Source organism: Variovorax paradoxus, assembly GCF_902712855.1.
GTDB lineage: Bacteria > Pseudomonadota > Gammaproteobacteria > Burkholderiales > Burkholderiaceae_C > Variovorax > Variovorax paradoxus_Q.
On the sequence record NZ_LR743507.1, the window covers coordinates 1,072,002 to 1,096,719 of the forward strand.

17 protein-coding genes are annotated in these 24,718 nt (G+C 68.4%); 9 read left to right on the forward strand and 8 right to left on the reverse strand.

Translation table 11 applies throughout. The features are described from left to right. Positions 1 to 11 precede the first annotated feature (11 nt). The 5 genes from glgA to AACL56_RS05015 form a co-directional block, all read right to left on the reverse strand. Positions 12 to 1,499: a glycogen synthase GlgA gene (gene glgA / locus AACL56_RS04995; RefSeq protein WP_339088724.1), complete on the reverse strand. Its 1,488-nt coding sequence runs from the start codon at positions 1,497 to 1,499 to the stop codon at positions 12 to 14. Between the two features lie 22 nt (positions 1,500 to 1,521). Further along, positions 1,522 to 2,838 (reverse strand): glucose-1-phosphate adenylyltransferase, encoded by a 1,317-nt coding sequence (gene glgC / locus AACL56_RS05000; protein ID WP_339088725.1) that lies wholly within the window; start codon positions 2,836 to 2,838, stop codon positions 1,522 to 1,524. Positions 2,839 to 2,917: 79 nt separating this feature from the next. Next, on the reverse strand, positions 2,918 to 5,029 hold the full coding sequence (gene glgX / locus AACL56_RS05005; protein WP_339088726.1) for a glycogen debranching protein GlgX: 2,112 nt from the start codon (positions 5,027 to 5,029) through the stop codon (positions 2,918 to 2,920). A gap of 709 nt (positions 5,030 to 5,738) precedes the next feature. Next, positions 5,739 to 7,910: a 1,4-alpha-glucan branching protein GlgB gene (gene glgB, locus AACL56_RS05010; protein WP_339088727.1), complete on the reverse strand. Its 2,172-nt coding sequence runs from the start codon at positions 7,908 to 7,910 to the stop codon at positions 5,739 to 5,741. Positions 7,911 to 7,915: 5 nt separating this feature from the next. Beyond that, positions 7,916 to 9,580: an alpha-amylase family glycosyl hydrolase gene (locus AACL56_RS05015; protein WP_339088728.1), complete on the reverse strand. Its 1,665-nt coding sequence runs from the start codon at positions 9,578 to 9,580 to the stop codon at positions 7,916 to 7,918. 132 nt (positions 9,581 to 9,712) lie between these two features. Here AACL56_RS05015 and AACL56_RS05020 point away from each other — a divergent pair, with 132 nt between their 5' ends. From AACL56_RS05020 to AACL56_RS05030, 3 genes are read left to right on the forward strand one after another with little or no spacing between them, the layout of a single operon-like run. Then, positions 9,713 to 11,164, forward strand: a complete 1,452-nt coding sequence (locus AACL56_RS05020; protein WP_339088729.1) for an NAD(P)-binding domain-containing protein — start codon at positions 9,713 to 9,715, stop codon at positions 11,162 to 11,164. Positions 11,165 to 11,197: 33 nt separating this feature from the next. After that, positions 11,198 to 11,725, forward strand: a complete 528-nt coding sequence (locus tag AACL56_RS05025) for a CMD domain-containing protein (RefSeq protein ID WP_339088730.1) — start codon at positions 11,198 to 11,200, stop codon at positions 11,723 to 11,725. Then, a complete protein-coding gene (locus AACL56_RS05030) occupies positions 11,722 to 12,318 on the forward strand; it encodes a peroxidase-related enzyme (RefSeq protein ID WP_339088731.1) in 597 nt (198 codons plus the stop codon). The genes AACL56_RS05025 and AACL56_RS05030 overlap by 4 nt, the downstream gene beginning before the upstream one ends. On the opposite strand, the gene AACL56_RS05035 is transcribed toward AACL56_RS05030, so the two are convergent. Both AACL56_RS05035 and AACL56_RS05040 read right to left on the reverse strand, forming a co-directional pair. Next, positions 12,313 to 13,389 (reverse strand): NAD/NADP octopine/nopaline dehydrogenase family protein, encoded by a 1,077-nt coding sequence (locus tag AACL56_RS05035; protein ID WP_339088732.1) that lies wholly within the window; start codon positions 13,387 to 13,389, stop codon positions 12,313 to 12,315. The genes AACL56_RS05030 and AACL56_RS05035 overlap by 6 nt on opposite strands. 117 nt (positions 13,390 to 13,506) lie before the next feature. Then, complete coding sequence (locus AACL56_RS05040) at positions 13,507 to 14,481, reverse strand: Bug family tripartite tricarboxylate transporter substrate binding protein (protein ID WP_339088733.1); 975 nt, start codon at positions 14,479 to 14,481, stop codon at positions 13,507 to 13,509. A 203-nt stretch (positions 14,482 to 14,684) separates the two neighbouring features. Here AACL56_RS05040 and leuS point away from each other — a divergent pair, with 203 nt between their 5' ends. The 6 genes from leuS to AACL56_RS05070 all read left to right on the forward strand — a co-directional run bounded on the left by leuS (position 14,685) and on the right by AACL56_RS05070 (position 23,899). Continuing rightward, positions 14,685 to 17,315, forward strand: a complete 2,631-nt coding sequence (leuS, locus tag AACL56_RS05045; protein ID WP_339088734.1) for a leucine--tRNA ligase — start codon at positions 14,685 to 14,687, stop codon at positions 17,313 to 17,315. An 11-nt stretch (positions 17,316 to 17,326) separates the two neighbouring features. Further along, complete coding sequence (gene lptE / locus AACL56_RS05050; RefSeq protein WP_339088735.1) at positions 17,327 to 17,863, forward strand: LPS assembly lipoprotein LptE; 537 nt, start codon at positions 17,327 to 17,329, stop codon at positions 17,861 to 17,863. A 26-nt stretch (positions 17,864 to 17,889) separates the two neighbouring features. Further along, positions 17,890 to 18,963 (forward strand): DNA polymerase III subunit delta, encoded by a 1,074-nt coding sequence (gene holA / locus AACL56_RS05055; protein WP_339088736.1) that lies wholly within the window; start codon positions 17,890 to 17,892, stop codon positions 18,961 to 18,963. 121 nt (positions 18,964 to 19,084) lie between these two features. After that, positions 19,085 to 20,377: a glutamate-5-semialdehyde dehydrogenase gene (locus tag AACL56_RS05060; RefSeq protein ID WP_339088737.1), complete on the forward strand. Its 1,293-nt coding sequence runs from the start codon at positions 19,085 to 19,087 to the stop codon at positions 20,375 to 20,377. Between the two features lie 135 nt (positions 20,378 to 20,512). Then, positions 20,513 to 21,850, forward strand: a complete 1,338-nt coding sequence (gene gshA, locus AACL56_RS05065; protein ID WP_339088738.1) for a glutamate--cysteine ligase — start codon at positions 20,513 to 20,515, stop codon at positions 21,848 to 21,850. 180 nt (positions 21,851 to 22,030) lie between these two features. Next, on the forward strand, positions 22,031 to 23,899 hold the full coding sequence (locus AACL56_RS05070; RefSeq protein WP_339088739.1) for a potassium transporter Kup: 1,869 nt from the start codon (positions 22,031 to 22,033) through the stop codon (positions 23,897 to 23,899). Between the two features lie 37 nt (positions 23,900 to 23,936). On the opposite strand, the gene AACL56_RS05075 is transcribed toward AACL56_RS05070, so the two are convergent. Next, positions 23,937 to 24,689, reverse strand: coding sequence for a GntR family transcriptional regulator (locus tag AACL56_RS05075; RefSeq protein ID WP_339088740.1), 753 nt, complete (start codon positions 24,687 to 24,689; stop codon positions 23,937 to 23,939). Positions 24,690 to 24,718: the final 29 nt, after the last annotated feature.

The following is a 24,718-nucleotide window of genomic DNA, read 5'->3' on the forward strand; positions in this document are numbered from 1 at the left end:
CAGGCCGCCGCTTACGGGGCGGTGTCGATGGCCTGCTGGTAAACGGCGATATACCGGGCTGCCGCGGCGGCCCAGTCGGCACTGCGGCGCATGGCATGGCCGCGAACGCGGCGCCAGTCGGGCGCACGCTGGTAGAGGGCGAAGGCGCGGCGCACCGCGCGCTCGTAGTCTGCCACGTCGAAGCGGTCGAACACGAAACCGGTGGCCTCGCCGCTGGCCATGTCCTCGAGCGAGCTGTCGACCACCGTGTCGGCGAGGCCGCCGACGCGGCGCACCAGCGGCAGGCTGCCGTACTTGAGGCCGTACATCTGCGTGAGGCCGCAGGGCTCGAAGAGAGAGGGCACCAGCGTGACGTCGCCCGCGCCGAAGAGCCGGTGCGCCAGCGTCTCGTCGTAGCCGATGGTGACGCTGACCGATTGGGGCGCGGCCGCCGCGCGCTGCCGGAAGGCGTCTTCGAGCCATGCCTCGCCGGCCCCGAGCAGCGCCAGCTGGCCGCCCTGGGCCAGCAGCGCATCGAGCCCGCCCAGCACCAGGTGCAGCCCCTTCTGCTCGGTGAGCCGGCTCACGAGGATGAACAGCGGCGCATCGGGCCGCTCGGCCAGCCCGAGCTGATGCTGCAGCACCGACTTGCAGCGCGCCTTGCCGGCCATGTGCCGACCTTCGGGCGTGTGGAAGCCCTGCACCAGGGCCGCATCGTGCGACGGGTCCCAGACCTTGTCGTCCACCGCGTTGAGGATGCCGCTGAGCACGCCGCTGCGCTGGCGCAGCAGGCCGTCGAGCCCGCAGCCCTGTTCGGGCGTCTGGATCTCCTGCGCGTAGGTCGGGCTCACGGTGGTGAGCCGGTCGGCATAGTTCAGGCCGCCCTTCATGAACGAGACCTGGCCGTGGTACTCGATGCCGTTCATCTGGAACGCCGGTCCGGGCAGGCCCAGCTCGGTGAAGTTCCACGGCGCGAACAGGCCCTGGTAGGCCAGGTTGTGCACGGTGAACACGGTGCCCACGCGGGCGCCTGCAAGCAGGCCCGCCTCGCGCGCGAAGTGCAGGTAAGCCGGCGCGAGCGCCGCGTGCCAGTCGTGCGCGTGCACCACCTCGGGCCGCCACAGCGGATCGAGTCCCTGCGCGAGTCGTGCCGCAGCCCAGCCGAGCAGCGCGAAGCGCCGGTGGTTGTCTCCGTAAGGCTGGCGCGACGCATCCTCGTACGGGTTGCCGGGCCGGTCGTAGAGCGCGGGCGCGTCGATCACGTAGGCCGGAATGGCCGGCGCGCCGTCGATGGCGACGTGTCCGAAACGCAGGCCGAAGCGTTCGCCCCAGGGCGCGTCGAACTCCGCCACGGGCGCGAGGTCGCGAACGCCCGACACGATGGCCGGAAAGCCCGGCAGCAGCACGCGCGCGTCCTGTCCTTCGGTCCTGAGCGCGATCGGCAATGCGCCGGCGACGTCCGCCAGGCCGCCGGTCTTGAGGAGGGGAAAGAGTTCGGCGCTGACCTGGAGGATTCGCATCGTGGAAGCGTCGGACGTGGGCTCAGGCGGTTTCGAGCCGGCGGAGCATCTCGCGCGTGACCAGCACCACGCCGTTCTCGGTGCGCTCGAAGCGTGCGGCGTCCGCCGCCGCGTCCTCGCCGATCACCATGTCGTCGGGGATCACGCAGGCGCGGTCGATCACCACCTTGCTGAGCCGGCAGCCGCGGCCGACTTCCACGTCGGGCAGCAGCACCGCCTCGTTGATCTCGCAGAAGGAATGGATGCGCACGCCGGAAAACAGCACCGAGCTGCTGACCTTGGAGCCCGACACGATGCAGCCGCCCGAGACGATGGTGTTGACGGTCATGCCGTGCTGGCCGTTGCGGTCGAGCACGAACTTGGCCGGCGGCAGCTGCCGCTGGTAGGTCCAGATGGGCCAGTCGGTGTCATAGATGTCGAGCTCCGGGGTGATGGCGGCCAGGTCGAGGTTGGCGGCCCAGAATGCATCGATCGTGCCCACGTCGCGCCAGTAGGTCTTGGCGTCCGGTCCGCGCGAGGCCCGCGTGACGCACGACATGCCGAACGGGTGCGCCAGCGCTCGGCCCTGCGCCACGGCGCGCGGGATGATGTCCTTGCCGAAGTCGTGGCTCGAGTCGGGGTTGACGCTGTCTTCCTCCAGCAGCCGGTAGAGGTACTCGGAGTCGAACACGTAGATGCCCATGCTCGCCAGCGCCGTGTCGGGATGGCCGGGCATGGCGGGCGGATCGGCCGGCTTCTCGAGGAAGTCGGTGATCCGGCGGTCCTCGTCCACCGCCATCACGCCGAAGGCCGTGGCCTCCATGCGCGGCACCTCGATGCAGCCGACGGTGCAGCCCAGGCCGCGCTCGGCGTGGTCCTTCACCATGAGCGAGTAGTCCATCTTGTAGATGTGGTCGCCGGCCAGCACCACCACGTAGTCGTGCTTGGTGGAGCGGGTCTGGATGATGTCCAGGTTCTGGAACACCGCATCGGCGGTGCCGCGGTACCAGTGCTCGTCGCCCACGCGCTGTTGCGCGGGCAGCACGTCGACCATCTCGTTGAGCTCGGCGCGCAGGAAGCTCCAGCCGCGCTGCAGGTGGCGCATGAGCGAGTGCGACTTGTATTGCGTGACCACCGCCATGCGCCGGATGCCTGAATTCAGGCAGTTCGACAGCGCGAAATCGATGATGCGGAACTTGCCGCCGAAGTACACGGCCGGCTTGGCGCGCCGGTCGGTCAGTTGCTTCAGGCGCGAGCCGCGCCCGCCGGCCAGCACCAGGGCGATGGTGCGGCGCACCAGTTGATGGGCCTGCAGCTCGTGCGGAGGCTGGGCTTGCGCCTGGGGTGTGAATTTGTCCATCTTGTGTCTCCGTTCGTTCGTTGGAGTCGGTCTTCAAAGTTTCTGCATCGAGACTAGCACCGCGGTGTGTCCATGGCTTCTACGTTCTTGCAATCCTGAGGCTCGAGAAAGGCACGTGCGCCGGGTCGTCGGCAAGAGGGTGGGCCCCGCCCGCCGGATCGAGCTCGGGGGCGGTGGCCAGGCAGCTGCGCCATGCGCCCGGAGGCAGTGTGAAGGCGACATCCTGCGCGCCCGCGTTCACCATGACCAGCCAGCCGCCGCCGTTGCGCCCGTCGTCCTGCCCGGTGTCGTTCGCCGTCGTTGCCGCATGGGTGAAGAGGACTGCAAGGGCCGTGCCCGTGCGCCAGTCGTCCGGGGTCATCGGCGCGCCGTCGGGGCGGAGCCAGCGGATGCCGGGCGCGCCCTCGGCCGGATCGGCGGGCCACCAGCGGTTGCTGCGCAGTGCAGGTGCCTCGCGCCGCAGCGCTGCGAGGCGCGCCACGAAGGCGCTCAGGCGCGCGGCCTCGCTGTCGGGCGCGGACGCGCCGACCCATGCGAGCCAGGTGGTCTCGTTGTCCTGGCAGTAGGCGTTGTTGTTGCCCTGCTGGCTGTGGCCCAGCTCGTCGCCGGCCAGCAGCATCGGCGTGCCCTGCGAGAGCATGAGCGTGGCGAGCAGCGCGCGCTGCAGGCGGCTGCGCAGGGCGCGCACGGCGGGGTCGTCGCTCGGGCCTTCGACGCCGCAGTTGTTGCTCATGTTGTGGCCGTGGCCGTCGCGGTTGTCCTCGCCATTGGCCTCGTTGTGGCGCTCGTCGTAGCTCACGAGGTCGCGCAGCGTGAAGCCGTCGTGCGCGGTGATGAAGTTGACGCTGGCGGTCGGCGCGCGACCGCTGTGGGCGAATTGCGTACTCGATGCGGTGAAGCGGTGCGCGAACTCGCCGAGGCCGGCCCGGTCGTCGCGGTCCTGCCGCAGCCAGAAGCCGCGCTGCGTGTCGCGGTAGCGGTCGTTCCATTCGAGCCAGCCCGGCGGGAACTCGCCCAGGCGGTAGCCGCCGGGGCCGATGTCCCAGGGCTCGGCGATGAGCAGGGTCCGCGAGAGAACCGGGTCCTGCGCGATGGCGGCGAGGAAGGGCGCGCGCGGGTCGAAGCCGCGTCGGGCATCGCGCGCCAGGATCGGTGCCAGGTCGAAGCGGAAGCCGTCGACGCCCATTTCGCAGGCCCAGAAGCGCAGGCTGTCCATCACGAGCTGGAGCACGCGCGGCTCGCCGAGGTTCAGGCAGTTGCCGGTACCGGTCCAGTTCTCGTAGAGGGCGCGGTCGTCGGGGCGCAGGTGGTAGTACAGCGCGTTGTCGATGCCGCGCATCGACAGGGTGGGGCCGAACTCGTCGGTCTCGGCGCTGTGGTTGTAGACCACGTCGATCACGAGCTCCATCCCGCGCGCGTGGACGGCATCGGCCATCGCCCGGAATTCGCTCGCGGGAGTGGTGCCGGGGCGGCCGCTCCAGTAGCGTGACTCGGGGGCGAACCAGCCGATGGTGGTGTAGCCCCAGTAGTTGCTCAGGCCCATGTGCTGCAGGCGCTGCTCGTCGGCGCGGTGCTGCACGGGCATGAGGCTCAGCGTCGTCACGCCGAGGCGCTGGAGGTGGTCGAGGACGGCGGGTTCGGCGAGGCCGGCGTAGGTGCCGCGCAAGGCGGCGGGCACGCCGGGGTGCAGGCGGGTCTGGCCGCGGACGTGCAGTTCGTAGAGGACGCGCTCTCCTGGCGCAATGCGCGCATGGCCTGCCGGCGTTGCGGCGCTTGCCCTCGCCGTCACACGCGCCTTGAGCGCGACGGGGCCGTTGTCGCGGCTGTCGCGTCGATCGGGATTCGCCGGGTCGTGGCCGAGGAACAGGTCGCTGCCGTCGTAGCGGCCGACGATCTCTTTCGCATACGGATCGAGCAGCAGCTTGGCGGGGTTGAAGCGTTGGCCTTCATGTGGCGCCCACGGGCCGTGGACGCGGTAGGCGTAGACCAGGCCTTCGCGGCCTGCGGGGAGCAGGCCGTGCCAGACGCCGTCTGTGCACGCTGGCAGGCGGAGGCGTTGCTGTTCGTTCTGGCCGGTGCTGTCGAAGAGACAGAGTTCTATGGACTCTGCGGTGGGGGCTGTGATGGCGAAGTTGACGCCGTGGGGGGACAACGTTGCGCCCAGGGGGAATGGAGTGCCTGGGCTCAGCATTCTTTTTGCACTTGGATTGGTTTGTTTTCCGAGGCCGGGTCTCGCCCCGGCGGGCGAGCTACTTTCTTTTGCTTCGCCAAAAGAAAGTAGCCAAAGAAAAGGCGACCCCACTGTCTGCGACCCCTTCGCTGCGCTACGGGGCAACCTGCGGTGCTCGCGTTTCGCGGGGTCTCGCAGAACTCGCTTCGCTCAAACAGCTGCGAGCCCTGATCCGCGAAACGCTGCGCTCCTCGGCGCAGCCAGAGGGGAGGGAAGACGTTCGGGCCTTCGCTTCGCTCGGCCACCAAGGCACGGAAGGCGCTTTGCGCCTGCCGTGCTTGGAAGGGGGTGGCTGTCGTGTTGGGTCTTTGGGTGCGGTTGGTGCCGTCGAGACGGGTTCTGAAACTGTATCCCCGGTCGAGCGAAGCGAAGGCCAGTTCGGGCTGTGGAAAAGGCCGAGCGCAACGATGGCCCGTTTGGTTTCCAGCTCCCTTCTGGCCGCGCCGAGGAGCGCAGACGTAGGAGGGATCAGGGCCGCAGCTGTTTGAGCGAAGCGAGTTCTGCGGGCCCCCTCTTGCGTCGAGCACCGCAGGTTGCCCGAAGCGAAGCGTAGGGACGCAGACAGCAGGGTCGCCTTTTCTTTGCTTACTTTCTTTTGGCGAAGCAAAAGAAAGTAAGTCGCCCGCCGGGGCGAGACCCGGCCTCGGAAAGCAAAACGATTCCAGGCCTGTCAAACAACCACCCACATCACGGTAGCCAGTGGCGGCACGCTGACAACAATCGAGTCCGTCTTCCCATGCCAGGCGGTCGGCGCACTTTCCACGATGCCGTTCCCCACGCCACTTCCCCCATACACCGAACCATCGGTATTGATGATCTCGCGGTAGGCCCCCGCACAAGGCACGCCGAGCCGATACGAATGTCGAGGCAAGGGCGTGAAGTTGCACACCACCACGACAAACGCCCCATCCCGCGCCTTGCGCACAAAGGCAAACACCGACTGGTCCGCATCGTCATGCACGATCCACTCGAACCCGGCCCCGTCGTTGTCCAGCTCATGCAGCGCAGGAAAGTGCCGGTACACGTTGTTCAGGTCTCGCACCAGCCGCCGCACGCCCTGGTGCGACGCGTGCTCCAGCAGGTGCCAGTCCAGTCCCCGGTCCGCATTCCACTCCGCGTGCTGCGCGAACTCGCCGCCCATGAAGAGCAGCTTCTTCCCCGGATACCCCCAGAGGTAGCCGTACAGGTTACGCAGCCCGGCGAACTTCTGCCATTCGTCGCCGGGCATGCGCCCGATCATCGATCCCTTGCCGTGCACCACCTCGTCGTGCGAAAGCGGCAACACGAAGTTCTCGGTGTGGGCGTACATCAGCCCGAAGGTGATCTGCTGGTGATGGTGCTTGCGGTAGACCGGGTCGGTGCCCGCATAGGCGAGCGTGTCGTTCATCCAGCCCATGTTCCACTTGTAGTGAAAGCCCAGCCCGCCGTCTTCCGGCGGCCGCGTCACACCGGGAAAGCTGGTCGATTCCTCCGCGATGGTCACCGTGCCCGGACGCTCGACGCCCACCACCTGGTTCATGCGGCGCAGGAAGTCGATCGCCTCGAGGTTCTCGCGGCCGCCGAGCGCGTTCGGCACCCACTCGCCGGCCTTGCGGCTGTAGTCGCGGTAAAGCATCGAGGCCACTGCGTCGACCCGCAGGCCGTCGACGCCGTAGCGCTCGAGCCAGTACAGCGCATTACCGACCAGATAGTTGCGTACCTCGGTGCGCGCGAAGTTGAAGATCAACGTCTGCCAGTCATTGTGGAAGCCTTCGCGCGGATCGGCGTACTCGTACAGCGCCGTGCCGTCGAAGCGGCCCAGGCCGTGCGCGTCGGTCGGGAAGTGCGCAGGAACCCAGTCGAGGATCACGCCCAGGCCGGCCGCATGCGCGGCTTCCACGAAATGCCGGAAGTCGCCCGGCGTGCCGAAGCGCGAGGTCGGCGCGTACAGGCCGATCGGCTGGTAGCCCCAGGAGCCGTCGAACGGATGCTCGCTGACCGGCAGCAGCTCGATGTGCGTGAAGCCCATGTCGCGCGCGTAGGGCACAAGCGTGTCGGCCAGTTCGCGGTAGTCCAGCCATTCGTGGCCGTTCTTGCGGCGCCATGAGCCGAGGTGGACTTCGTAGATGCTGATGGGCGCGTGGCGCTCGTTGGCCGCTGCGCGGCCTTCGGGCATCGCCACGGGCGCGGGCAGGGGCTGCACCACGCAGGCGGTGTCGGGGCGCAGCTGCGACGAGAAGGCGAAGGGATCGGCCTTGCGCAGCACCTCGCCCTGCGACGACAGGATCTCGAACTCGTAGCTGTCGCCCACCGACACGTGCGGCGCGAAGATCTCCCACACGCCGCATTCGCGGCGCAGCCGCATCGCATGGCGCCGGCCGTCCCAGTTGTTGAAGTTGCCGACCACCGACACCCGCCGCGCGTTCGGTGCCCAGACAGCGAAGGCCACGCCCTTGACGCCGTCGAACTCGCGCAGGTGCGCCCCCAGCCGCTCCCACGGCCGCAGGTGCGTGCCCTCGGCCAGCAGCCACACGTCGGTCTCGCCGAGCACGAACGGAAAGCGGTAAGGGTCTTCGAGCCGCGAGGTGTGCGAGTCCCAGTCAACCTGGAACGAATAGCCCATGCGGGCCTCGGCCGCAGGCACCAGGCCGCTGAACAGGTCGGAACCCTCGTGCCGCGCCAGGATGGCCAGCGGCCAGCCGGTGCGCGAATGCACCACGGCCACGCGCTGTGCGCCGGGCAGCAGCGCGCGCACCACCAGGCCTTCGGGCGTCTCGTGCGGTCCGAGCACGGCGAAGGGGTCGCCATGCTCGGCGTGCATCAGTGCATGGATGTCGGACCGGGGCAACGGTTTCAGGGGCATGGTGGTCAGCTTTGTCTTTCGCCGGCGGGCGCGCCGAGGAAGACGCCATACGGCTCGAGCACCAGCATGCGCCTTTCGCCCGCGCCCTGCACGACAGCGGTGGACGCGAGCGGCTGTCCGACAAGGGGCACCAGGCCGTCGGGCAAGGGCACGGACACCGGCTCGCCGCCAAGGTTGAAGATCGCCTGCAGCGACCGGCCGCCGTCGCGCCGTTCGAAGTGCAGCAACGGTTCGGGCGCGTCGATGAAGGCGATGGCACCGCTGCGCAGCAGCGGCTGCGTGCGACGCCAGTGCAGCAGGCTGCGGCTGAAGGCGAGCATGGATCCGGGGTCGTCGGCCTGCCGCTCGATGGACAGCGGCAGGTGCGCGCCGTCGACGGGCAGCCAGGGCGTGCCGGTGGTGAAGCCGCCGTGCGGCGCCTCAGCGGTCCAGGGAATCGGCGTGCGGCAGCCGTCGCGGCCTTTGAATTCCGGCCAGAAGGCGCGGCCGTACGGGTCCTGCAGCAGCTCGAAGGGCACGTCGGCCTCGGGCAGGCCCAGCTCTTCGCCCTGGTAGATGCTGGCGCTGCCGCGCAGCGTGAGCAGCAACGCGAGCCAGAGCCGGTCGCGCCGCGTGTTGGCGGGCGCACCGCCGCTCCAGCGCGAAGCCACGCGCGGCACGTCGTGATTCGACACCGCCCAGCAGCCCCAGCCGCCGGTGGGTGCGAGCGCGCCGTCGAGCGCCTCGACCTGGTGGCGCAGGTGCTTCGGCGTGTGGTCGGCCGTCAGCAGGCTGAAGCTGTAGGCCAGGTGCAGGCGCTTGCCGAGCTCGGTGTACTGCGCCATGACGGGCGGTGCGTTCTCGTCGCCGACCTCGCCCAGCGCCACCGCGCCGTAGCCGTCGAGCAGGCGGCGCAGGTTTTCGAGGAAGGCCAGGTTCTCGACCTGGCTCTTGTCGTACAGGTGCTGCTGCATCGCGTAGGGGTTCTCGGCGCGCACCGTGCTGACTTCGTCGATGGAGGCCAGCGATGCCGGCGGGTTGTCGCGCAGCAGCGCATCGTGGAACTGGTGGTTGCAGGCGTCGAAGCGGAATCCGTCCACGCCGCGTTCGCACCAGAAGCGCACCTCGCCCAGCAAGGCTTGCTGCACCTCGGCGCAGTGGAAGTTGAGGTCCGGCTGCTCGGCCAGGAAGCTGTGCAGGTAGTACTGTCTGCGGCGCGCGTCCCATTGCCAGGCCGAGCCGCCGAACACCGACAGCCAGTTGGTCGGCGGCGTGCCGTCGGGCTTCGGGTCGGCCCACACGTACCAGTCGGCCTTCGGGTTGTCGCGCGAGCTGCGGCTCTCGGCGAACCAGGCGTGCTGGTCGGAGGTGTGCGAGAGCACCTGGTCGATGATGAGCTTCAGCCCCAGCGCATGCATGCGCGCCAGCATGGCGTCGAAGTCGGCCAGCGTGCCGAAGATCGGATCGACCGCCCGGTAGTCGGACACGTCGTAGCCGAAGTCCTTCATGGGCGAGCGGAAGAAGGGCGAGACCCAGATGGCATCGACGCCGAGGCGGGCCACATGCTCGAGGCGGGAGGTGATGCCCGGCAGGTCGCCGATGCCGTCGCCGTTGCTGTCCATGAAACTGCGGGGGTAGATCTGGTAGATCACCGCGCCGCGCCACCATTCGCTCTTGCTCGTGTTGCCCATGCCGGCCCCTGTGGTCTGAAAATCATTGTGGCATGCGAAATCCGGGCCAGTGGTTCCGGCCTGCATGCGCCCCGGCCGCGCGTCGGCGATCCGCGAAGCTTTCTACACTGGGCGCCGTTGCCGCTTTTTGACATGACCTCAGATTCCGTTTCCCCCCTCGCCGCGCTCGAGGCGCGGCTCGCCCAGGACCTCGAATACCTCGGCTGGCCCGGCCGCAACTGGATGCCGCCCCGGCAGATGAATGGCGAAGCCATGCTCGACGTGGCCATCGTCGGCGGCGGCCAGGCCGGCCTCGCCGCCTCGGTCGCGCTGATGCAGCAAGGCATACGCCCGGTGGTGTTCGACCGCTCGCCCGCAGGCAGCGAGGGCCCGTGGGCGACCACCGCGCGCATGGAGACGCTGCGCTCGCCCAAGGAACTCACCGGTCCCGCGATGGGCCTGCCCGCGCTGACCTTCCGCGCCTGGTTCGAAGCCCAGTTCGGGCGCGAGGCCTGGACGGCGATGGACAAGATCCCGCGCCTGCAGTGGATGGACTACCTGGTCTGGTACCGCCGCGTGATGGGCGTGGACGTGCGCAACGACACCGCCGTGACCGGCATCCACCCGCTGCCCGACGCCAGCGGCGTGCGGCTCGAGCTGCGCACGCCGCAGGGCGAGCGCAGCGTGCTGGCACGGCGCGTGGTGCTGGCCACGGGACGCGACGGGCTCGGCGGGCCGGCGGTGCCGGCCTTCGTCGATGCGCTGCCGCGCGCGAAATGGGCGCATTCGTCCGACGAGATGGACTACGGCCTGCTCAAGGGCTTGCGCGTGGGCGTGATCGGCGCGGGCTCCTCGGCCATGGACAGCGCGGCCACCGCGCTGGAAGCCGGTGCGCGCAGCGTCGAGTTGCTGATCCGCCGTGCCGACCTGCCGCGCGTCAACAAGGGCAAGGGCGCGGGCGTGCCCGGCCTCACGCAGGGGCACTACGACCTGCCGGACGCGCTCAAGTGGCGCGTGCGTCACTACATCAACGTGCTGAACGTGCCGCCGCCGCACGGCAGCACGCTGCGGGTGTCGCGCCATCCGCATGCCTTCTTCAACTTCGGATGCCCCGTGCTGTCGGTCGCGCAGGCGGGCGACGCGATGCGCGTGTCGACGCCGAAGGGCGACTTCGAGTTCGACTTCCTGATCGTCTCGACCGGCTTCAAGGTCGACTGGGCGCACCGGCCGGAATTCGCCGCCATCGCCCCCTTCGTCCGCACCTGGAAGGACCGCTTCACGCCCGCGCCCGGCGACGAAGACCAGGAGCTGGCCGATTCGCCCGACCTCGGGCCGGTGTTCGAGTTCCAGGAGCGCGTGCCGGGCGAATGCCCGGGGCTCGCGCGCATCCATTGCTTCTGCTACCCGGCGGCGCTGTCGCACGGCACGGTGTCGGGCGACATCCCGGCCATCAGCGAAGGCGCGAGGCGCCTGGCGGGCGGCATCGCCAGCCTGTTCTACCGCGAAGACTTCGATCACCACTACGCCAACCTCGAGGCCTATGCCGAGCCCGAACTGTTCGGCGACGAATGGGTCCCCGCGCTGCCGCCCGGCGAACGCGCCTGACCCGCGGCCTTCTTTCTTCTCCAAGGACTTCGCATGACGAATCTTTCCGTGGCGCCGCCGGCCATCGACGTGGTCGATGACGCCGTGCCCCTCTCGCCCGACCAGCCGACCTGGGCGCTGCGGCGGCAGCGCGACAAGGTCGTGGCGGCCACCCAGAGCAGCCACGACGCGATGTTCTCGCACGCGGTCGAAGGGCTGTCGCGCACCGAACACCTGCTGGTCGCCCTGCATGCGTGCCGCGTTTCGAATGCAACCACCCTCGTTGCGCACTACCGCGACCGGCTGGCCGGCGAAAACGCCGATGCCGCCGTGACCGACGCAGTGGAGCGCGGCGAGATCGACTCGCTCGCCGACCCGCGGCTGCGCGCGATGCTGTCCTTCGCGGGCAGGCTCATCGAGCGCCCGATCGAGGGCGACCGCGCCGCCATCGAGGCGCTGGCCGCGCAGGGGCTGTCGACGCCCGCGCTCGTGGCGCTGAGCCAGCTGATCGCCTTCCTGTCCTACCAGGTCCGCGTCGTCGCGGGACTCAAGGCGCTGGCGGGCGCGGAGGCCTCGGCATGACGTTCCCGATCCGCATCAAGGGCTTCACCACCGACGTGCTCAAGTGGAAGCCATGGCTCGACGTGGTGAACGTCGACACCGCCACGCCGGCCCAGCTCGCGGCGCTCGACGAGATGAGCCCGCAGGCGCGCAGCTCGCCGTACTTCCTGGTGCTGGCGCACCAGCCCGAGATCCTGCTGCAGCGCTCCATCGCGTTCAACGCGATCATGTTCGCGCCGGGCGGCATGCCGCGCGCCGAGCGCGAGCTGGGCGCCACGGTCGAGTCCCGCGTGAACGGCTGCGTGTACTGCGCCTCGGTGCATGCACAGCGTTTCGAGCAGCTGGCCAAGCGCGACGACGTGATCTCGCAGGTGTTCGAGGAGCCCGCCACCGCCGGCACCACGCCGCGCGAGAAGGCCATCGTCGAGTTCTCGATCCGCCTGGGCGCGGAGCCCGGCAAGGTGTCGCCGGACGACATCCTTGCGCTGAAGGCGGTGGGGCTCGGCGAACTGGAAATCCTGGACCTGATCCATTCGGTGGCCCTGTTCGCCTGGGCCAACCGCCTGATGCTCAACCTCGGGGAGCCGGTGTTCCCCGAAACTGCCGCGTCATAGGCGAGCGAGCAACCCCGCGACGGTTTCTCGGGCCAGCCCCAGCGGCCCGAGCAGGTCGTTCTGCTGGCGGTAGTCGACGCCGTTGACCAGCGATGCCGCGTCCACGATGGTGCGCGTCGCGGGCGTCGGCACGCCGGCCAGGGCGCCGAGCGCCTCGACGAACACCAGGCCGTAGGGCATGTCCTCGGTCACGTAGCGGGTGTCGACCTGCGTGGGGCCGGGCGGGCCACCGCGCTTGGCGTGCAGTTCGGCGGCGATGTCGGCGAGCTTTTCCGACGCGGTACCGAAGGAGCGCGCGAAGTGCGCCTCGATCGGCCCGACTTCGATGCCGAACGCGGCCGCCACGGCGCGGCGCTCCGTGTCGAGCGCCTCGATGGCGCGCGACACGCCGGGCGTCATGCAGTGGTACTGCGGCCAGTTCTCCGCGCGCTCGATGCGCGTCCAGTTGAACACCGCCAGCGGGCCGTGAGACTGCGGATTGACATTGGCGAGCGCGCTCGCGAGCGCGCTGCCCTGCACCGAGAAACCCTCGCCGAAGAGGTCGGTGCACAGCGCCACGGCCTCGTGGGCGCTCGAAGCGGGCAGGGCGGAAACGCCGACCGCCTTGCGTCGCGTCATCACCTTGACCTGCGTGGCGGATTCGCGCCGCGCGGTCAGCACGGTCGTGCCGAAGCTGGCGACCGTGACCTGCCTGCCGGTGCGGCGGGCGGCCTCGTGCAGATAGAGCGAGGACAGCGACGCCATCGAACTGACGATCACCGCCTGTCCGTCGCGCAGGAAGGGCAGCAGCGAATCCATCACGCGCCGGTGGCCGTTGACCGGCAGGGCGAGCAGCAGCACGTCGGAGGCGGCGCAGAGCGCGGCCGCGTCGTCGGCGACCTCGACCGTCACGGTGCACGGCAGCACGCCGCCGGCTTCCAGCGGCTGCGTGCGCAGGGCCTCGGCGCCCCGGCCGCCCGGCGACCAGAGCGTGACGCCGTGGCCCGCGTGGCGCAGCCATGCGGCGCTGGCCAGCGCGACGGCACCGGTGCCGGCGATGCCGACGCGACGGAGTCGTATCGCGGCAGTCAAGATCGCGCTTCCGTCCAGGAACACCGTGGAACCGGCTCTGCCGGGCCACCGGTGTTGCCCCCGGCGAGGGGGTAGGCGAAGCGACACGAAGTGCGCGAAGCCTGGGGGAGTGCCAGGTCAGTCAACCTTGATTCCGCCCTGCTTGATGACCTTGGCCCAGCGCTGGCTGTCCTCCGTCACGACCTTGCCCAGCGCCGCCGCGCCACCGCAGGTGTTGACCGCGCCCAGCTGGGCGAAGCGCTGCTTCGTTTCCGGCAGGTTGCAGACCTCGACCAGCGCGGCCGACAGCTTGTCGATGCTGGCAGCCGGCATCTTCGCCGGCGCCATCACGCCCACCCAGACCGGCACTTCCATGCCCGGCAGCTTCGTCGCCTCGCCGATGGTCGGGGCCGAGCCCATGCTGGGCAGGGTCGCGTGCGAGAAGGTGCCGAGCACGCGCGCCTTGCCGCTGGCGACCATGGGTTCGATGGACGCCACGCTGGTCACGATGGTGGCCACCTGTCCGCCCAGCAGGTCGGTCATGGCTGGGGCGGCACCCCGGTAGGGCACGTGCAGCAGTTCCACGCCGCCGGCCTGGGCCAGCAGGGCGCCGGTCAGGTGCGAGACGGTGCCGTTGCCGGTCGAGGCGTAGGTCACCTGTCCGGGCCGCGCCTTGGCGTCGCGCAGCACGTCGGCCACGGTCTTGTAGGGGCTTTCGGTGCGCACCGAGAGCGTCATGGGCGTGTCGGCCACCAAGGCCACGGGCACCAGGTCGTGCGCCGGGTCGTAGGGCAGCCTGGCCTGAAGGTGCGGAGCGATGGTGACCGCACCGCCAGTGGCCAGAAGCACCGTGGCCCCGTCGGTCGCCTTGGCCACCGACTCGGCGGCCACGATGCCGCCGGCGCCGGCCTTGTTGTCGATGATGACCGGCTGGCCCAGCCGGTCGGTCAGCTTGGCGCCCAGGTAGCGGGCGATCACGTCCTGCGCGCCGCCGGTGGCGAAGGGCACGACGATGCGCAGGGGCTTGTCGTTCTGCTGGGCCCGCAGCGGCAGGGCGGCGAGGCCGGCTGCCGCCGCGAAGGCCAGTGCGAGGTGTTTCAGGCGCAGTTTCATGGTGTGTTTTCGTCCGCGGCGTTGAACGGGCAGGCATGCATTCTTCGCGAAACACCGCGGAACCGGCTCCGCCGGGCCGCGGGTGTTGCCCCCTGTGGGGAAGGAGAAGCGACACGAAGTACGCGCATCCTGGGGGCAAGTCTAGTCCGGCGCGATAATCCCGCGTTCCCGGCCACTCCGCGCCGGGCTCTTGCCGAACCGCCATGAATCCCAGCTACAAACCCAGCGACGTCGAGTCCGCTGCCCAGGCGCAATGGAGCGCCGCCGATGCCTACCGCGTCACCGAGGACGCGAGCCGCAAGAAGTACTACGCCTGCTCGATGCTGCCGTACCCCAGCGGCAAGCTGCACATGGGCCACGTGCGCAACTACACGATCAACGACATGCTCACGCGCTACCTGCGCATGAGCGGCTACAACGTGCTGATGCCCATGGGCTGGGACGCCTTTGGCCTGCCGGCCGAGAACGCGGCGCTCAAGAACGGCGTGCCGCCGGCCAAGTGGACCTACGAGAACATCGCCTACATGAAGGGCCAGCTCCAAGCCATGGGCCTGGCGATCGACTGGAGCCGCGAGATCGCTACCTGCGACCCGAGCTACTACAAGTGGAACCAGTGGCTGTTCCTGAAGATGCTCGAGAAGGGCATCGCCTACCGCAAGACCCAGGTCGTGAACTGGGACCCGGTCGACCAGACCGTGCTGGCCAACGAGCAGGTGATCGACGGCAAGGGCTGGCGCACCGGCGCCACGGTCGAGCGCCGCGAGATCCCGGGCTATTACCTGAAGATCAGCGACTACGCCGAAGAGCTGCTCGAGCACACCCAGCACAAGCTGCCGGGCTGGCCCGAGCGCGTCAAGCTGATGCAGGAGAACTGGATCGGCAAGAGCGAGGGCGTGCGCTTCGCCTTCACGCATGACATCAAGGATGCGGGCGGCAAGCTCATCCAGGACGGCCGCATGTACGTGTTCACCACGCGCGCCGACACCATCATGGGCGTGACCTTCTGCGCCGTGGCGCCCGAGCATCCGCTGGCCGCGCACGCCGCCACGCTGGACCCGAAGGTCGCGGCCTTCATCGAGGAATGCAAGAGCGGCGGCACCACCGAGGCCGAGCTCGCCACCCAGGAAAAGAAGGGCGTGCCTACCGGCCTCACGGTGACGCACCCGATCACCGAGGAACAGGTGCCGGTGTGGGTCGGCAACTACGTGCTGATCGGCTACGGCGACGGCGCCGTGATGGGCGTGCCCGCGCACGACGAGCGCGACTTCGCCTTCGCCAACAAGTACGGCATCGAGATCGTGCAGGTGGTGCTGGTCGACGACGAGCCGCACTTCGACTATCACAAGTGGCAGGACTGGTACGGCGACAAGCAGCGCGGCGTGACCATCAACTCGGACAACTTCAGCGGCATGACCTACAAGGAGGCCGTGGCCGCCGTGGCGCATGCGTTGGGCCAGAAGGGCCTGGGCGAGCTGCAGACCACCTGGCGCCTGCGCGACTGGGGCGTGAGCCGCCAGCGCTACTGGGGCACGCCGATCCCGATCATCCATTGCGAGGAGCACGGCGCGGTGCCCGTGCCCGAGAAGGACCTGCCGGTGGTGCTGCCCACCGACTGCGTGCCGGACGGCTCGGGCAACCCGCTGAACAAGCACGAGGGCTTCCACGCCGGCGTGACCTGCCCGGTGTGCGGCAAGGCCGCGCGGCGCGAGACCGACACGATGGACACCTTCGTCGATTCGTCGTGGTACTTCATGCGCTATTGCGACCCGAAGAACGACGAGGCCATGGTGGCCGGCGGCGCCGACTACTGGATGCCGATGGACCAGTACATCGGCGGCATCGAGCACGCGATTCTTCACCTGCTGTACGCCCGCTTCTGGACCAAGGTGATGCGCGACCTGGGCCTGGTGAAGGCCGACGAGCCCTTCAGCAAGCTGCTGACGCAGGGCATGGTGCTCAACCACATCTTCTACAAGCGCAACGAGAAGGGCGGCAAGGACTACTTCCCGCCCACCGAGGTGACGACGGTGCTCGACGCGCAGGGCCGCATCGTGGGAGGCACCACCGCCGACGGCACCCGTGTCGAATACGGCGGCGTGGGCAAGATGGGCAAGAGCGAGCGCAATGGCGTCGACCCGCAGGACCTGATCGAGAAGTACGGCGCCGACACCGCGCGCCTGTACACCATGTTCACCGCGCCGCCCGAAGCCACGCTCGAGTGGAACGACGCGGCCGTGGAAGGCAGCTACCGCTTCCTGCGCCGGGTGTGGAACTTCGGCGTGGCGCAGGCCGAGTCCGCGCGCACGGCCATCGCCGGACAGGCTTTCGGCAAGGGCGCCCAGGCGCTGCGCCGCGAGGTGCACACGGTGCTGCGCCAGGTCGACTACGACTACCAGCGCATGCAATACAACACGGTGGTGTCGGGCGCTATGAAGCTGCTCAACGCGCTGGAAGGCTTCAAGCCCGATGGCGGCTCCGGCGACGCCGCGGCGGTGCGAGAGGGCTTCGGCATCCTGCTGCGCTGCCTCTACCCGGCCACGCCGCACATCGCGCAGCAGCTCTGGAGCGAGCTCGGCTACGACGAGGACCTGGGCGGCCTGCTCGACGCGGCCTGGCCCACGGTCGACGTGGGCGCGCTGGTGCAGGACGAGATCGAGCTGATGCTGCAGGTCAACGGCAAGCTGCGCGGCAAGCTCAGCGTGCCGGCCGGCGCATCGAAGGACGAGATCGAGAAGCTCGCGCTGGCCTGCGACGACTTCGTCACTTTTGCCGAAGGCGCGCAACCCAAGCGCGTGATCGTGGTTCCCGGCCGCCTGGTCAACGTGGTCATTTGAACGGCTCAAGCATGAACACTCGCAATGCCTCGCTGCCGCGCCGCGGCTTTCTCCTCGGTCTGACGGCGGCGGGCGCGTCGCTCGGCCTGGCCGGCTGCGGCTTCGAGCTGCGCAAGGCGCCAGTCTTCGCGTTCAAGACGCTGTCGGTGTCGGGCAGCGACGCGCTGCTCAAGTCGGCGATGATCAACCAGATACGGCGCGAACTGCGGGCCACCGGAACGGTGACTGTGTTGTCGGCGGAAGACGCCGCCAAGGCCGATGTGGTGCTGGAAATCCTGGGCGAGGATCGAACCCGCTTTGTGATTTCTACCAATTCGGCAGGCCTGGTGCGCGAAGTCCAGCTTCAGCTGCGTGTCCGATTCCGCCTGCATACACCGGGCGGCAAGGACCTGCTGCCCGCCACCGAGGTCTCGCAGACGCGCGACCTGAGCTTCAACGAAACCAACGCCCTGGCCAAGGAAGGCGAAGCCGACCTGCTGTTCCGCGACATGCAATCGGATATCGCGCAGCAGTTGATGCGCCGCCTGGCCGCGGTCAAGGAACTCTGAGCCCGCGCTCCGGCAACCCGATCTCCATGCAACTTGCCAGTGCCCAACTCGGGGCCCACCTGCAGAAGGGCCTCAAGCCGCTCTACACGATCCATGGCGACGAGCCGCTGCTCGCGCAGGAAGCGGCCGACGCCATCCGCGCCGCGGCGCGCGCGCAGGGCTACACCGAGCGCAGCTCGTACACCGTGGCCGGCGCGCATTTCGACTGGAGCGCGGTGCTCGCCGCGGGCGGCTCGCTCTCGCTGTTCGCCGACAAGCAGATCGTCGAGATACGCATTCCGTCGGGCAAGCCCGGCAAGGACGGCAGCGCGGCATTGCAGCAGCTGGCCGAATCGGCCCCCGGCAACGACAGCACGCTCACGCTGGTGATGCTGCCGAGGCTGGACAAGGCCACGCGAACCGGCGCATGGTTCTCGGCGCTGGAGAACAACGGCGCGAGCATCCAGGTCGACCCGATCGAGCGCAGCGCGCTGCCCCAATGGATCGCGCAGCGCCTGGGCCACCAGGGCCAGCGCGTGATGCCCGGCGACGAAGGCCAGCGCACGCTGCAGTTCTTCGCCGATCGCGTGGAGGGCAACCTGCTGGCCGCGCACCAGGAAATCCAGAAGCTCGCGCTGCTGCACCCGGCGGGCGAGCTGAGCTGGGAGCAGGTCGAGGGCGCGGTCAACAACGTGGCGCGCTACGACGTGTTCAAGCTGTCGGAGGCCGTGCTGGCGGGCAACCCGCAGCGCGTGGCGCGGATGCTCGATGGCCTGCAGGCCGAAGGCGAGGCCGAGGTGCTGGTGCACTACACGATCGCCGAAGACATCCGTGCGCTCAAGCGCGTGAAGGACGCCATGGCCTCCGGCCGCCCGCTGCCGATGGCATTGCGCGAGAACCGCATCTGGGGGCCGCGCGAACGTGCCTTCGAGCGCGTGCTGCCGCGGCTCGACGACCGCATGCTGGCGCGACTGCTGCGTGCGGCGCACCTCGTGGATGGCATCGTGAAGGGCCTCAAGCAACCCGACTGGCCCGCCAGCGGCTGGCAGGCCTTGCAGCGGCTTGCACTGATGCTGTGCCGCGCGTGCAGCAGCGCGGCCCCGCCGCCGCGCAGGGCCTGAGGCTGGAACCCCCGCGAACCGGCTTCGCCGGGCCGTGGGTGTTGCCCTCTGGAAGGAGTTGGAGAGGCGACACGAAATGCGCGAAGCCTGCGGGTCATCCAAATGCAGGAAAATGCCGGGCATGAACGCGTTCAACGTCAGCGAGCACATGCAGACCCTCGGTCTGCAAGCCAAAGCAGCTGCATTCCTCATGGCCCGAGCGGATGCAGCTACCAAAAACATAGCATTGAAGGCGCTTGCCAAGCGTCTTCGCGAAGCCGGCCCTGTGCTGGCGGTCGCCAACCAAAAAGACCTGGAGCGCGCCACGGCCGCGGGCCTGTCGGCGCCGATGGTCGATCGCCTCAAGCTCACGCCCAAGGTCATCGAGACCGTTGCCCTCGGTTGCGAGCAACTGGCCGGCATGGCCGACGTGATCGGCGAGATCATCGGCATGAAGCAGCAGCCCAGCGGCATCCGCGTGGGCCAGATGCGCGTGCCGATCGGCGTGTTCGGGATGATCTACGAGAGCCGGCCCAACGTGACCATCGAGGCCGCTAGCCTGGCCATCAAGAGCGGCAACGCCGCCATCCTGCGCGGCGGTTCGGAAGCCATCGAATCGAACAAGGCGCTGGCGCTGCTGGTGTCCGAGGCACTGGCCGAGGCCGGCCTGCCGGTCGACGCGGTGCAACTGGTGCAGACCACCGACCGCGAAGCCGTCGGCCAGCTCATCGCCATGCCCGAATTCGTCGATGTGATCATTCCGCGCGGCGGCAAGGGCTTGATCGAGCGCATCAGCCGCGACGCCAAGGTGCCCGTCATCAAGCACCTGGACGGCAATTGCCACGTCTACGTGGACGACACGGCCGAGTTCGCCATGGCGCTGCGCATCGTCGACAACGCCAAGACGCAGAAGTACAGCCCGTGCAACGCCGCGGAAGGCCTGCTCGTGTCGGCCGCGGTGGCCGACGATTTCCTGCCTGAGATCGCGGCCATCTTCGCGGCCAAGGGCGTGGAGATGCGCTGCGACCCGGCCGCCGCCGCCATCCTGCGCGCTGAGGGTGCCGCGAGCCCGCAGGCCAAGGTGGTCGATGCCGTCGAGTCCGACTGGTCCGAGGAATACCTCGCGGCGGTCATCAGCATCAAGGTGGTGGCCGGCGTGGACGAGGCCATCGCGCACATCAACCGCTATTCGAGCCACCACACCGACGCGATCGTCACGCGCGACCACGTGCATGCGCAGCGTTTCCTGCGCGAGGTCGATTCGGCCAGCGTGATGGTCAATGCGAGCACGCGCTTCGCGGATGGCTTCGAGTTCGGGCTGGGCGCCGAAATCGGCATCAGCACCGACAAGTTCCACGCCCGCGGACCGGTGGGCATCGAAGGACTGACCTCGCTCAAGTACGTCGTGCTCGGGCAGGGCGAAGTCCGCAGCTGAGGCATTGCCGTGCAAGGCGGACCGGTCGAACCAAGTCTGCCGCGCAGGCCCTGCACGGTCTTGTCATTGGGGCGGCCATCCCCAAATCCTACAATTCCGCTCCACCTTTAAGCACAAAACCAACAAGGCCGCCGCATGGTTCCGCATCTCGTCACCGCCCTGACCGGCCCGATCAACGAACTGGAGCAGCGGGTGCTCGACTCGATGCCTGCCATCGAACGCTGGTTCCGGCTCGAATGGATGGAGCACACGCCGCCTTTCTACAGCGCCGTGGACATCCGCAATGCAGGTTTCAAGCTCGCTCCGGTCGACACCAACCTTTTTCCCGGTGGCTGGAACAACCTCACCAAGGAAATGCTCCCGCTGGCCGTGCAGGCCGCGCAGGCTGCCATTGAGAAGATCTGTCCGGAGGCGCGCAATCTGCTCGTCATTCCGGAAAACCACTCGAAGAACACCTTTTATCTCGCCAACGTCGCGCAACTGGTGCGCATCTTCCACATGGCGGGGCTCAATGTGCGCATCGGGTCGATCGATCCGGCGATCAAGACACCCAAGAAGATCGAGTTGCCGAACGGTGACACCGTCACGCTGGAGCCGGTGGTGCGCACCAAGCGCCGTTTGGGCCTGAAGAATTTCGATCCCTGCACGATTCTCCTCAACAACGAGCTTTCCGCAGGAACGCCCGGCATCCTCGAGGATCTTCACGAACAGTATCTGCTGCCGCCCCTGCACGCGGGGTGGTCGGTGCGCCGCAAGAGCAACCACCTGCACAGCTACGAGGAGCTTTCCAAGCGCTTCGGCAAGTTGCTGGGCATCGACCCGTGGCTCATCAACCCGATCTATGCGCGCGCCGAAGGCGTCGACGTGGCCGGCGGCCGCGGCATCGACGTGCTGACCAGCCACGTGGACGCGGTGCTCACCAAGGTGCGCCGCAAGTACAAGGAATACGGCATCAACGAGAAGCCATTCGTGGTGGTCAAGGGCGGCCACAGCGGCAGCGGCAGCCCCGGCGTGGTGACGGTGCGCGACGCCAAGGATGTCGAGTCGCTGATCGGCAAGCCACGCGGCACCGCGCCCGCGCCCGCCGTGCCGGCCACCAAGGCCAGCCAGTCACGCGAACCGCGCGAGCTGCGCGAGCCCACCGAGCTCATCGTGCAGGAAGGCGTGCTCACCAACGAACGCGTTCACAACGGCATGGCCGAACCGGTCGTCTACATGATGGACCGCTACGTGGTCGGCGGCTTCTACCGGGTGCACGCAGAGCGCGCGGCCGACGAGAACCTGAAGCTGCCGGGTGCGAGCTACGTGCCGCTCGCGTTCTCTGAAAGTGCGCACTTGCCTCAGCCGGGCGCCAAGCCTGGCGCCAGTGCGCCCAACCGCTTCTACATGTATGGCGTGGTCGGCCGGCTCGCGATGGTGGCCGCCAGCTACGAAATGGAAGCGACCGATCCGGACGCCGAAATCTACGAATGATTCCGGGGGCCGTCTTGCGGCGACGGCGGGCGGCGGCAAAATAGCGGCCCCACATCAACGGAAACAAAAGGGCGGGAGGGGTGATGCGAGCGCACGCTGGTGTACTAAAGTTCGCATCCATCGCACCCCGGCGTGTCTGACGCGCCGATACCAGCAGCCTGTCCTTTTCCCATCGACTTCGTGTCAGCCCCCAAATCTCTCTCAGCCGGCCTGATCGTCGGCGCCATCGGCGTCGTCTATGGCGACATCGGCACCAGCGTGCTGTACGCCGTCAAGGAAGTGTTCGGCCACGGCCATGTGCCTTTCACCGTCGAGAACGTCTACGGCATCCTGTCGATGTTCTTCTGGACGCTCACCGTCATCGTCTCCATCAAGTACGTGGTGCTGGTGCTGCGCGCCGACAACGAAGGCGAGGGCGGCCTCGTGGCCATGCTCGCGCTGGCGTCGCGCGCGGTGGCCGACAAGCCCAGGCTGCGCCACCTGCTGCTGGTGGTGGGCATCTTCGGCACCTCGCTCTTCTACGGTGACGGCGTCATCACCCCCGCAATCTCCGTGCTCTCGGCGGTCGAGGGCCTGGAAGTGGTGTCGCCGCACTTCACGCACTACGTCATTCCTCTCACGCTGGTGGTGCTGTTCTGCCTGTTCGTGGTGCAGAAGCGCGGCACGGCGGGCATCGGCAAGTTCTTCGGCCCCGTCACGCTCGCGTGGTTCATGGCGATCGCGGTACTCGGCGTGTCGCAGATCGTGCACCACCCCGAGATCCTGAAGGCGCTGAATCCGTTCTATGCGCTGAAGTTCATGTGGGACAACCCGGGCACCAGCTTCATCCTGCTGGGCGCCACCGTGCTGTGCGTGACAGGCGCCGAGGCGCTGTATGCCGACCTGGGGCACTTCGGCAAGCGCCCGATCCGGCTCGCTTGGTTCTCTGTCGTCATGCCGGCGCTCACGCTCAACTACTTCGGCCAGGGCGCACTGCTGCTGGAGAACCCCGAGGCAGTGAAGAACCCGTTCTTCATGATGGCCCCCGAGTGGGCGCTCGTTCCGCTGGTGCTGCTGGCCACCGCAGCCACGGTGATCGCGTCGCAGGCCCTCATCACCGGCGCCTTCAGCGTCACGCGCCAGGTGATCCAGCTGGGCTACCTGCCGCGCCTGAACATCGAGCACACCAGCGTGCGCACGGCCGGGCAGATCTACATCCCGCTGGTCAACTGGGGCCTGTTCGTGGCCATCGTGCTGGCGGTGGTGATGTTCCGCTCGTCGAGCAGCCTTGCCGCGGCCTACGGCATCGCGGTGACCACGGACATGCTGATCACCACGATCCTGACCTTCTTCGTGATCCGCTACGCATGGAAGCTGCCGCTGGCGCTGTGCATCGTGTCGACTGCGGCCTTCTTCATCGTCGACTTCCTGTTCTTCGCGTCCAACCTGCTCAAGCTGTTCGAAGGCGGCTGGTTCCCGCTGCTGATCGGCGGCTTCGTGTTCACGCTGATGATCACCTGGAAGGAAGGCCGTCGCCTGATGGGAGAGGCGCAGCATGCCGACGCGATTGACCTGAAGTCGTTCCTCGATTCGGTGTTCGTGAGCCCGCCGGTGCGCGTGGAGGGCACCGCCGTGTTCCTCACCGCCGAGCCGGGCACCGTGCCCAATGCGCTGCTGCACAACCTCAAGCACAACAAGGTGCTGCACGAGCAGAACATGTTCGTCACCGTGCGCAACCACGAGGTGCCGTGGATCCCGATGGACAAGCGCATCGAGATCGAGCCGCTCGGCAACCACTGTTGGCAGATCATCGTCCACTACGGTTTCAAGAACGACGTCGAACTGCCGCGCGCGCTCGAGAACGCACGCATGCGCGGCTGCCAGCTGGAGCCCATGACCACCAGCTACTTCCTGTCGCGCGACGTCGTCATTCCCACGCTCGGCAGCGGCATGGCGCCGTGGCGAGAGAAGCTGTTCGCGCAGATGCACCACAACGCGAGCGGCGCAGCGGCCTTCCTCGGCCTGCCGAACAACGCGGTGGTGGAGCTGGGGTCGAAGATCGAGATCTGACGGGGCCGCTGGGGGCCCTGGGCCCTGGGCCCAGGGCTCAGCCCAGCCCCAGCATCTGGCCCAGGCTGCGCTGCGACGCAGGCCGGTCCAGCGCAATGTTCCGCTCGAGCACCAGCAGGTGCTCTTCCATCGCGCGCACCGCGGTGTCCTCGTCCCCGCGTGCGATCGCATCGACCACCGCCGCGTGCTCCTCGTGCTCGCACGACGCATTGCCGGGCGGCTCGTACAGCGCCACGATCAGCGAGCAGCGCGACATGAGTTCGCTCAGGTAGCGCTCCAGAATGGGATTGCGCGCCAGCCGCGCCACCCGCAGGTGGAACGAGCTCGCGAGCCGTGCCCAGTCGGGCTGCGTGTAGCGGTGCATGGCCGCATGCTCTTCCTTCAGGTGCCGGCGCAGTTCGGCCACTTCGGCCTTCGTGGCGTTGCGCACCGCCATGCGCACCAATGCGGCCTCGAGCGCACGGCGCGCCTCGAAGATTTGCCGGGTCTCATCCGGCGAGGGCATCGCGACGATGGCGCCGCGGTTGGGCCGGAGTTCGACGATGTGGTCGTGCGCCAGGCGCTGCAGCACCTTGCGCACCAGTGCGCGGCTCACGCCGAACAGCTCGCACAGCGAGGCTTCGGGCAGCTTGGTGCCCGGCGCCAGGCGCTGCCCGGTCACGCCCTCGAAGACCGATCGGTAAATGCGTTCCTCGATGTCGCCATCCTCGGCTGCCGGTGCGGCGGCTTCGGCTGGGGGCGATGGCTTGCGCCGGGCGGCTGGCTTGGGCGGCGAGGGAGAACGGGCCATGGAGTGAACGGCGGACGGCGCGGTGTGGG

What these genes read in the sequence shown, in the direction of transcription:
- glgA (WP_339088724.1), bottom strand. Translation starts at nt 1,499, where the DNA reads ATGCGAATCCTCCAGGTCAGCGCCGAACTCTTTCCCCTCCTCAAGACC.
- glgC (WP_339088725.1), bottom strand. Translation starts at nt 2,838, where the DNA reads ATGGACAAATTCACACCCCAGGCGCAAGCCCAGCCTCCGCACGAGCTG.
- glgX (WP_339088726.1), bottom strand. Translation starts at nt 5,029, where the DNA reads ATGCTGAGCCCAGGCACTCCATTCCCCCTGGGCGCAACGTTGTCCCCC.
- glgB (WP_339088727.1), bottom strand. Translation starts at nt 7,910, where the DNA reads ATGCCCCTGAAACCGTTGCCCCGGTCCGACATCCATGCACTGATGCAC.
- AACL56_RS05015 (WP_339088728.1), bottom strand. Translation starts at nt 9,580, where the DNA reads ATGGGCAACACGAGCAAGAGCGAATGGTGGCGCGGCGCGGTGATCTAC.
- AACL56_RS05020 (WP_339088729.1), top strand. Translation starts at nt 9,713, where the DNA reads ATGACCTCAGATTCCGTTTCCCCCCTCGCCGCGCTCGAGGCGCGGCTC.
- AACL56_RS05025 (WP_339088730.1), top strand. Translation starts at nt 11,198, where the DNA reads ATGACGAATCTTTCCGTGGCGCCGCCGGCCATCGACGTGGTCGATGAC.
- AACL56_RS05030 (WP_339088731.1), top strand. Translation starts at nt 11,722, where the DNA reads ATGACGTTCCCGATCCGCATCAAGGGCTTCACCACCGACGTGCTCAAG.
- AACL56_RS05040 (WP_339088733.1), bottom strand. Translation starts at nt 14,481, where the DNA reads ATGAAACTGCGCCTGAAACACCTCGCACTGGCCTTCGCGGCGGCAGCC.
- leuS (WP_339088734.1), top strand. Translation starts at nt 14,685, where the DNA reads ATGAATCCCAGCTACAAACCCAGCGACGTCGAGTCCGCTGCCCAGGCG.
- lptE (WP_339088735.1), top strand. Translation starts at nt 17,327, where the DNA reads ATGAACACTCGCAATGCCTCGCTGCCGCGCCGCGGCTTTCTCCTCGGT.
- holA (WP_339088736.1), top strand. Translation starts at nt 17,890, where the DNA reads ATGCAACTTGCCAGTGCCCAACTCGGGGCCCACCTGCAGAAGGGCCTC.
- AACL56_RS05060 (WP_339088737.1), top strand. Translation starts at nt 19,085, where the DNA reads ATGAACGCGTTCAACGTCAGCGAGCACATGCAGACCCTCGGTCTGCAA.
- gshA (WP_339088738.1), top strand. Translation starts at nt 20,513, where the DNA reads ATGGTTCCGCATCTCGTCACCGCCCTGACCGGCCCGATCAACGAACTG.
- AACL56_RS05075 (WP_339088740.1), bottom strand. Translation starts at nt 24,689, where the DNA reads ATGGCCCGTTCTCCCTCGCCGCCCAAGCCAGCCGCCCGGCGCAAGCCA.